15 protein-coding genes are annotated in these 15,095 nt (G+C 51.2%); 8 read left to right on the top strand and 7 right to left on the bottom strand.

Going from position 1 to position 15,095, the window contains the following annotated elements; translation table 11 throughout:
• Nucleotides 1-106: 106 nt before the first annotated feature.
• Both EFO84_RS01730 and EFO84_RS01725 read right to left on the bottom strand, forming a co-directional pair.
• On the bottom strand, nt 107-757 hold the full coding sequence (locus tag EFO84_RS01730) for a response regulator transcription factor (RefSeq protein ID WP_127346339.1): 651 nt from the start codon (nt 755-757) through the stop codon (nt 107-109).
• Nucleotides 754-1,932 (bottom strand): histidine kinase, encoded by a 1,179-nt coding sequence (locus EFO84_RS01725; RefSeq protein WP_127346338.1) that lies wholly within the window; start codon nt 1,930-1,932, stop codon nt 754-756. The genes EFO84_RS01730 and EFO84_RS01725 overlap by 4 nt, the downstream gene beginning before the upstream one ends.
• Nucleotides 1,933-2,076: 144 nt before the next feature.
• Between EFO84_RS01725 and EFO84_RS01720 the strand changes: the two genes are divergently transcribed.
• Nucleotides 2,077-2,826: a DUF2306 domain-containing protein gene (locus tag EFO84_RS01720; RefSeq protein ID WP_127346337.1), complete on the top strand. Its 750-nt coding sequence runs from the start codon at nt 2,077-2,079 to the stop codon at nt 2,824-2,826.
• Here EFO84_RS01720 and EFO84_RS01715 read toward each other — a convergent pair.
• Nucleotides 2,823-4,505: a serine hydrolase domain-containing protein gene (locus EFO84_RS01715; protein ID WP_164742352.1), complete on the bottom strand. Its 1,683-nt coding sequence runs from the start codon at nt 4,503-4,505 to the stop codon at nt 2,823-2,825. The two genes, EFO84_RS01720 and EFO84_RS01715, sit on opposite strands and share 4 nt — an antisense overlap.
• A gap of 190 nt (nt 4,506-4,695) precedes the next feature.
• On the opposite strand from EFO84_RS01715, the gene EFO84_RS01710 reads away from it, so the two are divergent.
• The 5 genes from EFO84_RS01710 (at nt 4,696) to EFO84_RS01690 (ending at nt 9,778) form a co-directional block, all read left to right on the top strand.
• Nucleotides 4,696-5,322 (top strand): peroxiredoxin, encoded by a 627-nt coding sequence (locus tag EFO84_RS01710; RefSeq protein WP_127346335.1) that lies wholly within the window; start codon nt 4,696-4,698, stop codon nt 5,320-5,322.
• A gap of 13 nt (nt 5,323-5,335) precedes the next feature.
• Nucleotides 5,336-6,340: an alpha/beta fold hydrolase gene (locus EFO84_RS01705; protein WP_240642621.1), complete on the top strand. Its 1,005-nt coding sequence runs from the start codon at nt 5,336-5,338 to the stop codon at nt 6,338-6,340.
• On the top strand, nt 6,333-7,025 hold the full coding sequence (locus EFO84_RS01700) for a 2OG-Fe(II) oxygenase (protein ID WP_127346334.1): 693 nt from the start codon (nt 6,333-6,335) through the stop codon (nt 7,023-7,025). Before EFO84_RS01705 ends, EFO84_RS01700 begins: the two co-directional genes overlap by 8 nt.
• Nucleotides 7,026-7,087: 62 nt before the next feature.
• Nucleotides 7,088-8,767, top strand: coding sequence for an NAD-dependent malic enzyme (locus EFO84_RS01695; protein ID WP_127346333.1), 1,680 nt, complete (start codon nt 7,088-7,090; stop codon nt 8,765-8,767).
• A gap of 60 nt (nt 8,768-8,827) precedes the next feature.
• Complete coding sequence (locus EFO84_RS01690) at nt 8,828-9,778, top strand: hypothetical protein (protein ID WP_127346332.1); 951 nt, start codon at nt 8,828-8,830, stop codon at nt 9,776-9,778.
• Between the two features lie 8 nt (nt 9,779-9,786).
• On the opposite strand, the gene EFO84_RS01685 is transcribed toward EFO84_RS01690, so the two are convergent.
• The gene (locus EFO84_RS01685; RefSeq protein WP_127346331.1) at nt 9,787-11,004 is read right to left on the bottom strand and encodes an Nramp family divalent metal transporter; all 1,218 of its coding nucleotides are present in this window, start codon (nt 11,002-11,004) and stop codon (nt 9,787-9,789) included.
• Nucleotides 11,005-11,118: 114 nt separating this feature from the next.
• Between EFO84_RS01685 and EFO84_RS01680 the strand changes: the two genes are divergently transcribed.
• Both EFO84_RS01680 and EFO84_RS01675 read left to right on the top strand, forming a co-directional pair.
• Nucleotides 11,119-11,565, top strand: coding sequence for a methylated-DNA--[protein]-cysteine S-methyltransferase (locus EFO84_RS01680; RefSeq protein ID WP_127346330.1), 447 nt, complete (start codon nt 11,119-11,121; stop codon nt 11,563-11,565).
• Nucleotides 11,566-11,665: 100 nt separating this feature from the next.
• The gene (locus EFO84_RS01675) at nt 11,666-11,983 is read left to right on the top strand and encodes a hypothetical protein (protein WP_127346329.1); all 318 of its coding nucleotides are present in this window, start codon (nt 11,666-11,668) and stop codon (nt 11,981-11,983) included.
• A gap of 121 nt (nt 11,984-12,104) precedes the next feature.
• Here EFO84_RS01675 and EFO84_RS01670 read toward each other — a convergent pair whose 3' ends face one another.
• The 3 genes from EFO84_RS01670 to EFO84_RS01660 all read right to left on the bottom strand — a co-directional run bounded on the left by EFO84_RS01670 (nt 12,105) and on the right by EFO84_RS01660 (nt 15,092).
• Nucleotides 12,105-12,779, bottom strand: coding sequence for an ankyrin repeat domain-containing protein (locus EFO84_RS01670; RefSeq protein ID WP_164742351.1), 675 nt, complete (start codon nt 12,777-12,779; stop codon nt 12,105-12,107).
• A gap of 272 nt (nt 12,780-13,051) precedes the next feature.
• Entirely contained in the window at nt 13,052-13,960 is a 909-nt protein-coding gene (locus EFO84_RS01665; protein ID WP_240642620.1) for a DUF3667 domain-containing protein, read from the bottom strand.
• 52 nt (nt 13,961-14,012) lie between these two features.
• Nucleotides 14,013-15,092 (bottom strand): helix-turn-helix transcriptional regulator, encoded by a 1,080-nt coding sequence (locus EFO84_RS01660; protein ID WP_127346326.1) that lies wholly within the window; start codon nt 15,090-15,092, stop codon nt 14,013-14,015.
• Nucleotides 15,093-15,095: the final 3 nt, after the last annotated feature.

The following is a 15,095-nucleotide window of genomic DNA, read 5'->3' as shown; positions in this document are numbered from 1 at the left end:
CTCCTCACGGCGAATAGCAGCAGAGCTATTCCTCTACATATAGTCGTTGCTGGCGCCGATAAAGTTCGTTTGCACCCGGCAAAACATGTAAGAAAGTGTGAATTTGTTAGCTCAACAAGCCCAACTCAATAGCTTTCAACACCGCCCGGGTTCTATCATGCACGCCCAGTTTCGCTAATACCGTAGACACCTGATTCTTGATAGTGCCCGTTGATTTGAACAAGCTTGCGGCTATTTCATGATTGCTCAGCCCTGCCGCCATCAACTGTAAAATAGCCAGCTCACGATCTGTCAGCGCTTCTAGCACTGGCTCGCTGCTCGCAGCAGCGCTGGTTAACCCTTGTAAGCCCTCAACAATACGACTGGTGATCACTGGCTGTAACCAGCTACCACCGCTATGCAGAGATTGTATGGCCTCGACTAGGGTATCCAGCGACACATCTTTGAGCAGATAGCCTTTAGCGCCAGCACGCAGTGCCTGCAAAATAGTTTCGTGGTCGTCAAAGGTAGTGAGTAACAATACCGGCGTTTGATTGCCAGCCTCGCGCAGACGCTGCAAGGCTGTAATGCCATCGCAGCCTGGCATGCGAATATCCATCAGTACGACGTCGGGCTGTAACTGCTCAATCGCTGCAATAGCGGCATCGCCATCGGCGGCTTGGCCCAACACCTTAATGTTATCAGCAAGCTGCAGCAGGCTAATCAGCCCCGCTCGCACCAAGTGTTGGTCATCAATCACTACCACACCAATGGTCATAAGGGTACTCGCGGTAATCGTATGCTGAGTTGCCAACCATCATGACGATCAAGCTGCCAGTGGCCAGCTAATTCTTCAACCCGCTCGCGCATACCTTTTAAGCCATTACCGAGCTCACTATCGGTCACTGGCTGTTGGCTGACGCCACCATTATCAACGAGCGTCAGCAACCACTGCTGGGGCTGTAATTGCACGTTAATGCGCAACTGGGTACCGTGGCTATGGCGAACAAAATTAGTCACGCCCTCCTGCACCGCCCGCAACAACACTTCGGCAATACCCCAATGCTGACACTGTAAATCGGGGGCAACCTCAAGCGCGATACGCTTACCTGGCGCCTCCAGCAACGCGGTTGCTAATAACTCCGCCACATTGGTGGCTTCAGCGGCGCGCATGTCTGCCACGGCTTCGCGCACATCAGCTAACAACAACTGGGCAATGCTGCGACTTTGCGCAATTGCCTTATGCGCAGCGCTGTCGCCGGTACTTGTTTGGCGCTCAGCAACTTGTAATTGAATACTCAAAGCAGTGAGGTGATGACCGACTAAATCGTGAATATTACGCGCTATACGGGTGCGTTCAGCTTGCCGGGTCACTTCTTTGAGCAGTGCTTGCGTGGTACGTAACTCTTGATTGGCTTGTTGTTCACGCTCGCGAGCCCGCTGTTCACGCAATTGTGCCGCCATCATCATGGCAGCAAATAAATTAAAGCCAACAAACAAAAATGCCGTTAGCCAGGCATAGTCATCGTGCCAGTGCAGCCCATAAATCAAGGCATGCGGAATGGCTAATACAAAGGCCATTAAGGTAACCCAGTTCAAGGCCATAAAATACGGTAACTGGGAAACCCACATCACCGCCAAAATAGCGATAAAACTATAAGGCACCTGCCAATACAGCAGCACAATCACTAGTAGTTGCACAGCAATCAGCAGCAGTCGGGTGCCTGGTTCACGCCGATATGGGGCATCGCGGGTAGCCAGTACAAACAACACAATAAAGGCTACAAACAGTGCCAGTGCCCACCACCATGACAGACTGAAGTAGCTGCTGAGGCTGCGCTGGCCGAAAAAGTAAAGCCCCGACCCGCTTACTAGCGCCCAGGTAAAAAATCCCGCCCAGCGCTCAACGCCGAGGTTCAACTGTGAAAACCAATGTGACCATGTCTGTTTCATGCTGTCAGTATGCCAGTATCTTGGCGCACGCCAATAGGCCAAAAGTCATTTTTTAAATCGTGACTGTCGGCACTGCAATCACCGCCAACCACTAGTTAAGCTGTTTCACAGCATCATGCTACAACCGTAACGGGGAGATTGATCATGTTACTAAGCTTACATAGCACCTTACTGTACACCCATATACTGCTTGGCGTTTTGGCCATGGGCCTGTTTTGGGTGCCCATGCTGACCCGCAAAGGTGGACTTAACCATCGCCGTTTTGGTCGTGTATATGTATGGACCATGTATACCGTCGCTGGGTCTGGCTTACTGATGTCGATTATGGTGCTGATTGACCCGGGCTATTTTAAGGCCGGCGCTATAGCGCGCAGTAGCGACCCGGCAGCAACCATTGCTGCGATTCGCTCGATGTGGACCTTGCTGCTGTTGTTATCGATATTAACTATCACCGGCGTGGTCAACGGCACTATGGTGTTAAAGCACAAGCAACCACACGAATTGCGGCGCTTTAGCTATCTGCTATGGCCCGTTGCTTTATTTGCAGTATCTATTGCTACGCTACTTTATGGTTTAAGTGGCATTCGCACCCCGATAGGCCCGAATTGGCTACACCTAATCTTCGCCACCTTGGGTCTCGTGAGTTCAGTGCAGATGGTGCAGTATGTGTGGCAGCGACAACTCAATCACAAGCGCTGGGTAATTGAGCATTTAAGCGCCATGATGGGCACCGGTATAGCCGTATACACCGCTTTTTTTGCCTTCGGCGCACGGCATATATTGGCTAACTTCGGCAACTGGCAGCTGCTTGGCTGGATCTTGCCGGGCGTGATTGGCACTATCGCTATCCATTACTGGACCCGCAAATATCAACCACGCCCGCAACTTAGCTAATCGTTAACGCGCGGGGCCGGCATCCGTGCCCCGCCTTGCAGCAAGATGAGCTGCGTTGGCACTGCTTCATCAGCAGCAAACTCCAAGGTAATACCGAACTGGGTATTGTAGAGTTCATTCGCTGAGGCGGCCGCAAGCGCAAAGGCATTCTGCCCTGTGGCTTGTGCGGTTAACCCTGAAGCGGTCAAGCGTATTTGAATCACAAAGCCAGGCTGCAATTGATAGTCACCGGTCAAGCGCAGTGCTTGCTGTTCTGTGAGTTCTATCACAGCGCGAGTAACAACCTCATCACTGACTTTTTCAGCATAGCCTGGGGTAACCGCGCCCGCTTGATAAAAATCGACCCCTTGCACCGCTCCATCGGCATCACGCTTTACGCTGAAATAGGCCAGAGAATCCTGTAACGCAAAAGTATCGTTACCAACATAAATGGCTTTACTCTCGCTGCCGCCTTGGCGTTGACTAAACAACTCGCCATCACGGTGAATCAAATAGCGTTGCGTGTCTGCATCAATTTGATAGCTGCCATGCAACTGCTGCAGCGCTTCGGCCGCTAGCGGTTGTGCTGACCAGTCAATCGGTAACGCCTGCCCCAAGGCGATGGCCGCCAAGCGTTTGGTTAGCATACTTGGTGACATCTGCGGCGTGTCGCTATTAGCCAACACCACCACCGATAATTGGCTTTCCTCCAGCCAGATGCCGTCACTGACAAAACCATGAATACCGCCGCTATGTTCACGCAAGGTTTGCCCTAAAAAATTACCAAGACCTAAACCAAAGCCGTAGTTTGGCATCACCTCAGTCGGCGTAACCATTTGCGTATACCATGCTGCCGATAATACCTTGCCGCTATGCAGCGCATATTGCCAGCGGTCTACATCTAGCGCTGTGGCCGCCAATGCGCCAGCCGCATGCGGCTGGGTAATGCTCATAGGGAGCGCTGGGGCGATAGCGTCACCACCAGTGTACCCTTGAATCGGATAGGGCTGACTGTTGGCATCGGTGTAATAGCCAGTGGCTTTCAGCGCTAACGGTTGCAGCAGCGCTTGGTCGATATAAGCATGCCAGGGCATACCCGTGACCGCTTCAATCACCGCGCCAACCAGCACATAACCAGAATTGTTGTAGGCCCAACGCTCACCCGGGGCAAAATCACGCGGCAACTCGGCGAACACTTCAATCAGTTCTGCGGTGGTTAGGTCACGGGTGATGCGCTCATCCATCATGTAACCAGGAATGCTGGTATAGCTGGCGATACCTGAGGTGTGATTGAGTAATTGCGCAACGGTGACATCATTAAAGCGTTCATCAGCAAGCAAGGTACCCACCGAATCGGATAATGCCAATTGCCCCTCCGCAGCCAATTTCAATACCGCCGCAGCGGCATATTGCTTGGTAATCGAGCCGATCAACAATAGATCGTCAGCGGCTAGGGCTCGCTTGGTGTCGACATCGGCAACACCGCGGCTGGCCTGATAGATGACCTCACCATGCCGAGAAATCACTACCGTTACCCCTGGTTTATCGGCGTTGATCGACTGTGACAACAGCGCATCAAAGGCGCTGGTGTGTTGAGAGGCTGAAGTCGGCTGCGGGGTGTCAGCAAACCAAGAGGTATTCGGTAATACCAATGCCAAGCCGATAGTCAGTGCCAGCGCAGAAATCATCAAGCGAACCATGTTTATCTCCTTATTACCAAAGGGTAACAACTCAGTGTAGTGCATAGACGAACAACCGTGCTGTTTTATTCCGTAAGACTATGTAAGCAAATATAGTTAGGACGAAGCGATAACATTTTGCACTAATCATTGCGGGTAAAGTTGGGTATGATGAGGCTTGTCTTAAAGCCGTTCATGCAAGGAGTACATCATGGGATTACGTATTGGCGATATCGCCCCTGATTTTAGTATTGAAACCACTCAAGGGCCGATCAATTTTCATCAGTGGAGCGCTGGCTCGTGGGTCTTCTTTTTCAGCCACCCTGCTGATTTCACGCCGGTGTGTACCACCGAGATGGGCCGTACCGCTCAATTAGCACCGGAATTTGCTAAGCGCAACGTTAAGCCGTTGGGGTTATCGACTGACAGTGTGGCCGAGCACATGCGCTGGATCAACGATGTAAATTTGAGCCAAAACACCTCGCTAGAATTCCCCATTGTCGCCGACAAAGACAAGAAAATTGCCGAGTTGTACGACATGATTCACCCCGGTGAGAGCAGCACTGCCGCCGTGCGTTCAGTGTTTATTATCGATCCAAGTCATCGTATTCGTCTGACCATGACCTACCCGATGGTGGTTGGCCGTAACTTTGACGAAATTATTCGGGTGATTGATGCACTGCAAACCACTGATGCACAGGAAGTTGCCTGCCCGGCCGATTGGCGCCCGGGTCAGCCAGTAATTATTCGCCCCAGTGTCAGTGATGCCGATGCCAAAGAAAAATTCCCGCAAGGCTGGAAAGCTCTCACCGCCTACTTGCGTTTAACCAACCTGTAATAGGGCCGCAGCCATGAGCGTTCTGGTGAAATTAGCCTGGCTACTGGTCACTGTGGTGGTGACCGCTATGGTGCTGCTAGTCGGTGCCCTCATTGCTTTTTGGGCGCCCGACCAACCGCTACGCCAGTTGGCCGAACGCTGGGCTCCGGCACCATCTCAGTTTATTGACCTGCAAGGCATGCAAGTGCACGTCCGTGATGAAGGCCCACGGGCTGACTCTAGCAGTGCCATACCGATTATTTTGTTGCATGGCACCGGCGCTAGTTTGCACACCTGGGATGGCTGGAGCGCGGCACTCACCCAGCAACGCCGAGTCATTCGCGTGGATCTGCCCGGCTTCGGTTTAACCGGGCCGGAGCCAAACCGCGACTACAGCATGGCGCGCTACGCCGAATTTGTCATGGCCGTTGCCGACCACTACCAATTATCGCAGTTTCACCTCGGTGGTAATTCGCTCGGTGGCCGTATTGCCTGGTATACCGCAGCACTTAATCCGGAGCGAGTGCAACGTTTAGTGCTGGTAGATGCCAGTGGTGGCTACCCACTGCAAGCCGAATCGGTACCGCTGGCATTTAAAATCGCCAGCAACCCGTTATTCAGCGGATTAATGAACTATATGCTGCCGCGCGCAGTGATCCGCAGCAGTGTCGAGAATGTGTATGGTGATCCGAGCTTAGTGACCGAGGAGTTGGTTGACTTGTACTATGCCATGTCGGTGCGCAGCGGCAATCGCCAAGCACTGCGTGACCGTTTTGCGCAAGATCCACTGAATAATCCGCAGGCCGTGGCGCACGAGCAAACCTTGATCCAAGGCTTACAGCAGCCCACCTTGATTTTATGGGGCGCTTTAGATCGCTTGATTCCGGTCAGTCACGCACATCAGTATGCCGCCGACCTGCAGCATCACCAGTTGCATATTTTTGCCGAGCTGGGGCATATTCCCCATGAAGAAGACCCAGCCGCCACCGTTGCCCCGGTACTCACCTTTTTAGCTGAGGAAACAGCTGCTCATGAATGATTTTATCGAGGTGTACGACAACGCCTTACCGGCTGAATTTTGCCAGCAATTGCTGCGTACCTTTGAAACCAGCCCACATCGCACCCAAGGCCGTACCGGCAGTGGTGTCGATACCAGCAAAAAGCTCAGCGAAGACCTCTATCTAGACAGTTTTGCCGATTACGCCAAGGAACTTGATTTCATTCGCACGGTTACCCGTGAGTACTCCACCCGTTATTTTGAAAAATACCGGTTTGCCTTGATAGCCCCAGTTGCGCTGCAAGTACGTCATCCACAAACTGGCGAGGCGGTGAATTTAACCCATGAAAACTTTGATGAGCTGGCAGCGGGTAAAGAGTCAGCCTATATGCAATTGCTGTATCGCTTGGGCGCTATTCAAGCACAAAAATATCCGCAAGGCATGGGTAACTACAACTACTGGCACTGTGAAGTTTATCCGCAAAAAGATAGCGTTGAGGCACTGCATCGCTCGCTATTGTTTATGTTTTATCTGAACGATGTTGCTGAGGGTGGTAGTACTGATTTTTACTATCAACAGCGTTCTATTCAACCCAAGCAAGGCCGCATGGTGATAGCCCCGGCCTATTTCACCCACACCCATCGTGGCACGGTACCCATATCTAATGATAAATACATTATCACTAGCTGGATTTTGATGAATCCAGGCAGTCAGATATTCCGTTAGCCTTGGTGGCGTTTTTTTTGCCATAATAGACGCCCTTTTTCGTTGTGCGAGGAGATTGATTCGTGAAGAGTCCGCTGTATATCCCGTATGCTGGCCCCAATTTGCTAGAAACCCCGTTATTGAACAAAGGCAGTGCCTTTACTGCTGAAGAGCGTGCCGCATTTAATCTAGCCGGCTTACTGCCCCCGCGCTACGAAACCATTGAAGAACAGGTGAAACGCTGCTATTTGCAGTATTCCAGTTTTGATAAAGCCATTGATAAACATATTTATTTGCGCGCTATTCAAGATAACAACGAAACCTTGTTCTATCGGCTGTTGAACGACAACTTAGCTGAAATGATGCCAATTATTTATACCCCAACGGTTGGCGATGCCTGCGAACAGTTTTCCGACATCTATCGCAGCTCACGCGGCTTATTTATTAGCTATAGCGACCGTGACCAGCTCGACGATATCCTCCGCAACGCCACCAAGCGCAAGGTAAAAGTCATTGTTGTAACCGATGGCGAGCGCATTTTGGGGCTCGGCGATCAAGGTATTGGTGGTATGGGCATTCCCATTGGCAAGCTCAGCTTATATACCGCCTGTGGCGGTATCAGCCCGGCCTATACCCTGCCGGTGTGTCTAGATGTCGGTACCAATAACGAAAAACTACTCAATGACCCCATGTATATGGGCAACCGCCACCGCCGGGTGACCGGCTCTGACTACGATGAATTTATAGAGAAATTCATGCAAGCGGTGCGGCGCCGTTGGCCCGAGGCGATGATTCAGTTTGAAGATTTTGCCCAGCCGAATGCCATGCCGATTCTGCGTAAATATCGTCACGACTATTGCTGCTTTAACGACGATATTCAAGGCACAGCGGCCGTCACCGTTGGCACCTTAATTGCTGCCTGTAAAAGCAAAGGCCAACGTTTAAGCGAGCAACGCGTAGCCTTTGTTGGTGCTGGTTCGGCAGGCTGTGGCATTGCCGAAATGGTGGTGCAACAAATGGTCGCCGAGGGGTTATCCGATAGCCAAGCGCGGTCACAGGTGTTTATGATCGATCGTTTTGGTTTGGTGGTGGATGACATGGCCGATTTGCGTGATTTTCAGCAGGCTTTGGCACAACCACGGCAGCGCCTGACGGCTTGGCCGATTACTGGCGATTACCCCAGTTTGCTTGAGGTGATGCAACACGCTAAACCATCGGTACTGATTGGCGTATCGGGGCAGCCGGGGCTGTTTACTGAAGCGGTGATCCGCACCATGCATCAACATACCCCGCAACCGATTATCTTTCCGTTATCGAACCCATCACGGCAAGTGGAGGCGCACCCAGCGCAGGTATTGGAATGGACCGGCGGTGAAGCCATTGTTGCGACTGGTAGCCCGTATCAACCGGTCACCATTGCCGGTCGCGATATCGCTATTGCGCAGTGTAATAACAGCTATATCTTCCCAGGCGTCGGGCTGGGTGTGCTGGCGGTGAAAGCACGGATCATCAGTGATGAGATGCTGATGGCTGCAAGCAATACATTAGCCGACTCGTCACCAAGAGCTCGCGGCGATAGTGAACACTTACTACCATCGCTTACTGATATTGCTGAGCTGAGCAAGCGTATCGCTTTCAATGTGGCTAAAGTTGCGCAAGCACAAGACTTAGCCCTAGAAATTAGCGATGAGATGTTGCAGCAACGCATTGAGACGATGTTTTGGACGCCACAATATCGACGCTATAAACGCGTCAGCATTTAAGCGCTAGCCAAACTTCTACATTCCTTGTATGTTCATCATTAAGGAATGTGGGAGGGCAGCATGTGGTATCAATACGGCGCACTCGTATTCGGCTTGCTCACCGCAGCCGCCGGAGCAGCGCCAAGCCAACAACAGCAGCAAGAGCCTGAACTCGTTGATGAGTTTCGTGATGGCTTAACCAACAGTGTCAACCGAACGGCACAATGGGTCGATTCGTTTTTTGCCGATAAAGTCAATCCAGACGATTACAATACCGCCTCGGGGCGCTTTACCCTGCGCCCGGAATGGGATGAATACGGTGGCTTCAAACTTGACTCCAGCTTTCGCGCCCGCGTGGTGTTTCCTAATGCTGAACAGCGCATCACAGCCTTTATTGGTCGCGCCGACTTCGATGACTTCATCAACGAAACTCAAGATAGCCGCCCTTCGGTGATTCGCCGTGACGAAGCCGATGAAGAATGGATGGTTGGCTTAGGCTTTGACCCCTACGTTGACGACAGTCAACGCTTATCGTTTTCAGCAGGCATACGAGGTGGTCTAGCACTCGATACCTATGTCAGCAGTACCTACCGGTTCGAGACGGTACTCTCAGATATCAGTGAGTTGTATTCGCAGTCGGTAGGTTTTTGGCGTGACAGCGATGGCTTTGGTATTGCACAAACCTTTGAATACGACCGCGTGCTGAGTGAAAACTGGTTTAATAAGTTTTGGATCCGCGGCACCTTTGCTGAGCGAACCGAGGGCGTGCGCTGGCATCTGTCGAACAAGAGCTACTATTTATATGCACCCGAACGCGCCTTGGGCGCGGAAGTGTGGTGGTACGGAGAAACCCGAGCGGTGGTGCCGATGCAGGATTATGGTATTCGGGCATTGCATCGCCAACGCTTTCATCGCGACTGGCTATATCTTGAGAGTTGGGTGGGTGTGCATTGGCCACGCGAATTATTGACCGAAGCGCGTGAACCGCGCTGGATCGTTGGTATTGAATTAGAACTGCAATTTGGCCAGTAATCAGTGCGCTACAGCAAGCCAAAAGCACTCGCCAAACTACGCACACCGAGACCAATAGCAATCACCACCACCACCATGGCTAAGGCATTTTGGCGCCGACTATTACGCTGTTCGCCCAAGCGCTGTTGATTACACGCCCATAGCAAAAATACCGCAATCATAGGTAACAACAAACCGTTGGCGACTTGCGCAAACCAAATAACACTGACCGGCCGAAAGCCGCTTGAGGCGATGACAATGCCAATCACTAAAATAACGCCCCAAGTTAGCCGAAATGGCCAACTGGATAAATCAGCTTTAAAGCCCAACACCCCACTCAAGGCGTAGGCCGATGCCAAGGGCGCAGTCAGCGCCGATGAGATACCCGCAGCAAATAGCCCGATAGCCATTAAATAGCCGGCGTAGTCACCAAACAAAGGTCGCAGCGCTTGGCCCAAATCAGCAGCGCTTTCTAGCTGCATAGCTTGACCGAAAAATGCCGCTGCCGCGGTGCCAACAATGGCGACAGAAATTAAACCACCGAGCGGAATAGACAGCGCTAAATCACGGCGCGCAGCGGCTAAATCACTGACATTGTGCCATTTTTGTGCCGCACTTGAGGCATGTAAAAACAAGTTATAAGGCACCACCGTAGTGCCAATCAGAGCCACCACTGTCAAGATGCTACCGGCTGGCAATGACGGCCACAGCAAGCCTTTAAATAATGCCGGCCAATCGGGCTGGGTAAGTATAAAGGTGCCAACAAAGGCAATACTCATCAGCAGTACTAGCGCAATCAGCACCTTTTCAATCACTCGATAGCTGCCAGACGCCAGCACCAGCGCGGCAATAGCACCAATGATCAGCGGTAGCCACGAGGCAGGAATGGCGGTGCGCTGCACTAAATCTGCAAGGCCCATACTGGCACCCGATAAATTGCCGCCCTGGTACACGCTATTGCCAATCACCACCGCGCCCACCACCAGTGTCAACAGCAGCCAACGCAACCATGGCCGTACCGCCATAGCACGGATGTTCTCGCCAAGCCCCTGCTGCGTCACTACCCCAAGACGGGCCGCCATTTCTTGCAGCACCATCGTAGCAATCACTGAAAACACTAGCGCCCACATTAATGCGTAGGCAAAATTAGCCCCCGCAAAACTGGCGGTAATCACCGTACCTGGGCCAATAAATGCCGCCGCCACCAGTGCAGCTGGGCCCATACTATATCGTTGGCGAGATGTCATAATGCGAGTTCCTTGGCGCTAAACATGCGCTGCATGCATGGCGAATGATGTAGTTTCATGCTAAACCATACACTATATTGCAAGCCAGTTATCAATTCGCCAAGGTTGCCGATTATGTTTTGTAGCAGTTTTGTCAGTCCAATGGGGCCTATTACGGTCACCTCCAATGGCCGCGCAGTGGTCGATGTCAGTTTTAGCTCAGCGACCACCAACACGGCACCATGCGCTATTGCTGATCAGGCCGTTCGACAGCTACAGGACTATTTTTCCGGTCAACGGCAACGCTTTGACCTGCCATTAGAACCTGCGGGTACCGAGTTTCAGCAACGGGTGTGGCGCGCCCTCCTGACGGTGCCGTTTGGCCGCACCGCTAGCTATAAAGATATCGCGCTGCAACTGGGTGATGTCAATGCCGTACGTGCCGTAGGTATGGCCAATTCACGCAACCCGATCGGCATCATCATTCCCTGTCATCGGGTAATTGGCGCCGACGGCAGCCTTACCGGATATGCCGGGGGCTTGGATAAAAAGCAGTGGTTACTGCAGCATGAAGCTCTGTAAAATAAACGCAAATGAGCCAACTTAAGCTACCAATCTTGCATCTAATAGTCTTGAATGACAGTGCACCACAGCGCACGTGGAAGCTAAACAAGGAGAATTGATGATGAAAAAACTTCTAGTAACGACGATTGTAGCTACCCTTACTATGCTTAGCGCAACTACTTGGGCGCAGGCCACCGATGCCGCCAAAGGCCAACAACAAGCCGACGACGCCAAGGCCAAAGCAACCCAGCAGCAACAGGATGCTGAAGCACGCAAAGCTGAGCTAGAGGCCGCCCGGGAAAAAATGAAAGCCGAGCAAGCGGCCCGCAAAGCGGAACGCGAAGCTGAACTGGCTCGCCTCAAAGCAGAGCGCGATGGCAAAAAGCCAGAAGAAGCCAAGAAAAAAGACGACAGTAAAAAGAAAGACGATTACTAGTCAGCTGATTCAACGTGAGTATTCAAAGGCCGAGCGGTTGTCCGTTCGGCCTTTTTTGTTCAATCGACTGCAAGATCTACAACAATCTGAACCTAAAAGAGATTTCATCGATGTCATGGTTCTATTCTTGCGGAGACGTCACGGTTATACCTCTTTCTTGTAGAAAACTAATGACTTTTTTACGCCACTCTAATTCTTCACCCATCGTCCCTAGATCAGGCAGTGCAACGTAGCTAGAAAAGCTCTCATTCCATTTATTCTTTACAGAAATATCCGCCCCTGACTCCAACATCAAATAGACCATTTCCCACGCAGAAATAGATGCGCCATACATAAGCGGTGTTAATCCTCGTTGATCCACAACATTTAAGTTAGCCCCAGCATCGATTAAAATCTTAAGATTATCAATACGATCTGCCGAGATAGCGCTAAGTACTGGGTAGGCTGCTGTCCGCTCCCCTTTGTTAAACAGGTCAGGGGCTCCGCCAAAATCTAACAACAGCTGAAGAAATTTAGTATCTTTGTATTGTGCTGCCCACCCCATAGCTGACTTTTGCTTACCAGATGGTAGGAAATTTGGGTTAGCTCCTAACTTAAGCAATATTTCAGCTGTGTCATATTGCTCAGATAAGATTGCCGCTACCAGCAGTGTTCTTCCGTTATTATCAGTCGTATCAATATCTAAGTTATTCCTGCTGAGTAGCTCTTTTGCTGCGACTAATTTATTAGCATGAATCAGCTCTGACAGCTCCAGCATGACCCGTTTATTTTGCTCACTTACGCTGTAATTATCCAAAACCGAATCTCCAGCTTTGCAACTAGTGCAAACTAACGTTAACGCTATAATAATTATTCTTGAAAACATTTGATAACCTACCTAAGTGCATCATACATGCTCTGAATATTATGGCCGCGAGCCCCATCCACTAAAACTCTTCTACCTAAGGTTGGTGCAAATGACATTGGCAGTTTTGTGAATGCTGACAAACCATAGCCAATCTACTTAGTGCTATCAATTAGCTCCTTGTGTGCAAGGACCCGCGCACTAAAGTCTGGAGAGCTACGATTTCAGGCGGTCATGATGCCGACAATAATCATGATGATAAAGGCAACGCTCAGCAGCAGTGAATAGCCAATGCTGCATACCACAAACTTAACCCAAGTCAGCGCCCAGCCTTGCTGATAGTAGAGTTTTTGGGTGAACAGCATGTAGGTGCCCATCCACACCAGTAATAGTGTTTCTAGCCAATTAATGGTTTGTTCGGGCAGTGGGTTTTGCAGCCACGCTGTTAGGGTATCGCTACTCCAATCAAGCACACTGAGAATCATTAAACTCAATAACAGGAACGCATGAGTGTGTAACGCTACGGTCAGATGCTCCAAATAATAGCGATGATTAAACAGGTACATGAGTTTCAGATACAGGGCCCAGAACGGCAGCATTAACAGCATCATTTGTGGCGCCAAAGACACCAGTTTTTTAACTAAAAGGCTCGGGTTTTTCGACAAATAAGCGATGCGTTCGCGCAAGGTCTGTTGGTCTTGCTCATCTAACCACGGCAGGTCAAGCCGCAGTTGGCTCACGTCGAGGCCTTGAATGGCTGCCTCGGCATTGGCGTTGCCGGCCACACCATCCTTAACCGCCTGATTGACCTCGGTGATCACCTGCTCGGGGTCAGTGGGCGCTTGCACCTCAAACCGAAAGGTCATGGATAGCACCAAAAAGGCAACTAACGACACGAAAAAGTAGAGCCGCAGTGGTGGCACATAGCTGGCATGGCGGCCGCGCGAGAACTCCAGCGAGAGAAAACCGGGGCGAAAGAACAGACCGACCATGGTGCGATAAAAGCGTGAGTCCCAATGCCCTATTTCACCGAATAGATCGCCAACCACGGCAAAAATACTGCGAATATATTGTCGATGATGCTGGCCACAGTGATGGCAGTACTCACCGGCAAGCTCGGTCTCACAGTTCATACAGTGCCCTATTTGGGCAGGTTCAACCAGGGTAGAAAGATCGGTGCTCACGCTATGAGGCTCCAAAGGTTCGTTGCAGCGGGATCTGTAATTCGTCGTCATCAAAGTTGCGTAAAGCACGACTCAGTTCTTCGCGGAAACGTTGACGAAAGTCGTCTGGTGCGAGGATCTTGATGTAGGGCGAGCGCGCCATTAACCACTGAATCAAATTGAGCGTATAGGGTACAGTGACTTCCAGCAAGCGGTTATAAGGCTGGCCGTCAATTTCGCTCAGCACTTGCTGCTCGCCTAACGGCGCATCTTCAATTTCACGGCGTACTGAATTAAATATCACCGCACGTAAACGAAACGGCTCGCCATAGCGAAATGCTAGAGCACCAGATTTGGTGTAATCATCCAAATTGAAGTCGCCAACTTGGGCCGCTTCAGAAACAATAAAATCAACCTGACTAATACGTGAGAACGGTAGCTGGCGCAAACGCTGATCATGATGTTGACGAACGATAGCATAAGCCACCACACCGCGATAAAACATGCCAACTACGGTGGCTGTAAACACCTCGGCGGCATCACCACGATGGCGATGGTAGTGCAGCTTCACGGCGGCTTGCTGGAGTGCGGCTTGCTGCAGTTTGTCACTGATGTCGATAGTGATATTCGGCCCTAGCAGCCGATGAGACGCCGACGTCACTCGCACCCGTTGCAGCCAACGCGACGCTGGGGTATCACGGTTGGCTAATTGATGGCTGGCACGATTAAATAGGGCTTTGACCGGGGTGAATAGATGCGTTGGTCCCAAACTTGTCAGTTGTTGCTCGGCAATGACCAGCGCCAGCGCTACGGCATCGTCCATTTCCAGCAAGCGTTCAAAATCAATGGTATCGAGCGCCCATACATCGGCCCGACTTTGGGTGCTGCGCTCGTCGTCGCGGTACAAGCCAAAATGCCCTTCTAAAGCTTTTAAATCGCGCTGTACGGTGCGCTTATCGACCAACTCAAGCTCTTTTTCGGCGAAATAGTCAAGTAACTCCGCCACCGTACGCGGTCGCTCATACAACGCTAATAACATGTAAATACAACGTAAAACGACGGTCTTCTTATCGTTGCGTGGTGAAGTGGTCGTTCCTGCCATGGC

Origin of the sequence: Pseudidiomarina mangrovi (assembly GCF_003999375.1) — a bacterium.
Lineage (GTDB): Bacteria > Pseudomonadota > Gammaproteobacteria > Enterobacterales > Alteromonadaceae > Pseudidiomarina > Pseudidiomarina mangrovi.
This window is presented reverse-complemented; position numbering and strand designations above follow the sequence as displayed.

Excerpts from the sequence above, each read along its gene's own strand:
- EFO84_RS01730 (WP_127346339.1), bottom strand. The coding sequence starts at position 757 with ATGACCATTGGTGTGGTAGTGATTGATGACCAACACTTGGTGCGAGCG.
- EFO84_RS01725 (WP_127346338.1), bottom strand. The coding sequence starts at position 1,932 with ATGAAACAGACATGGTCACATTGGTTTTCACAGTTGAACCTCGGCGTT.
- EFO84_RS01720 (WP_127346337.1), top strand. The coding sequence starts at position 2,077 with ATGTTACTAAGCTTACATAGCACCTTACTGTACACCCATATACTGCTT.
- EFO84_RS01715 (WP_164742352.1), bottom strand. The coding sequence starts at position 4,505 with ATGGTTCGCTTGATGATTTCTGCGCTGGCACTGACTATCGGCTTGGCA.
- EFO84_RS01710 (WP_127346335.1), top strand. The coding sequence starts at position 4,696 with ATGGGATTACGTATTGGCGATATCGCCCCTGATTTTAGTATTGAAACC.
- EFO84_RS01705 (WP_240642621.1), top strand. The coding sequence starts at position 5,336 with ATGAGCGTTCTGGTGAAATTAGCCTGGCTACTGGTCACTGTGGTGGTG.
- EFO84_RS01700 (WP_127346334.1), top strand. The coding sequence starts at position 6,333 with ATGAATGATTTTATCGAGGTGTACGACAACGCCTTACCGGCTGAATTT.
- EFO84_RS01690 (WP_127346332.1), top strand. The coding sequence starts at position 8,828 with ATGTGGTATCAATACGGCGCACTCGTATTCGGCTTGCTCACCGCAGCC.
- EFO84_RS01685 (WP_127346331.1), bottom strand. The coding sequence starts at position 11,004 with ATGACATCTCGCCAACGATATAGTATGGGCCCAGCTGCACTGGTGGCG.
- EFO84_RS01680 (WP_127346330.1), top strand. The coding sequence starts at position 11,119 with ATGTTTTGTAGCAGTTTTGTCAGTCCAATGGGGCCTATTACGGTCACC.
- EFO84_RS01675 (WP_127346329.1), top strand. The coding sequence starts at position 11,666 with ATGATGAAAAAACTTCTAGTAACGACGATTGTAGCTACCCTTACTATG.
- EFO84_RS01665 (WP_240642620.1), bottom strand. The coding sequence starts at position 13,960 with ATGAACTGTGAGACCGAGCTTGCCGGTGAGTACTGCCATCACTGTGGC.
- EFO84_RS01660 (WP_127346326.1), bottom strand. The coding sequence starts at position 15,092 with ATGGCAGGAACGACCACTTCACCACGCAACGATAAGAAGACCGTCGTT.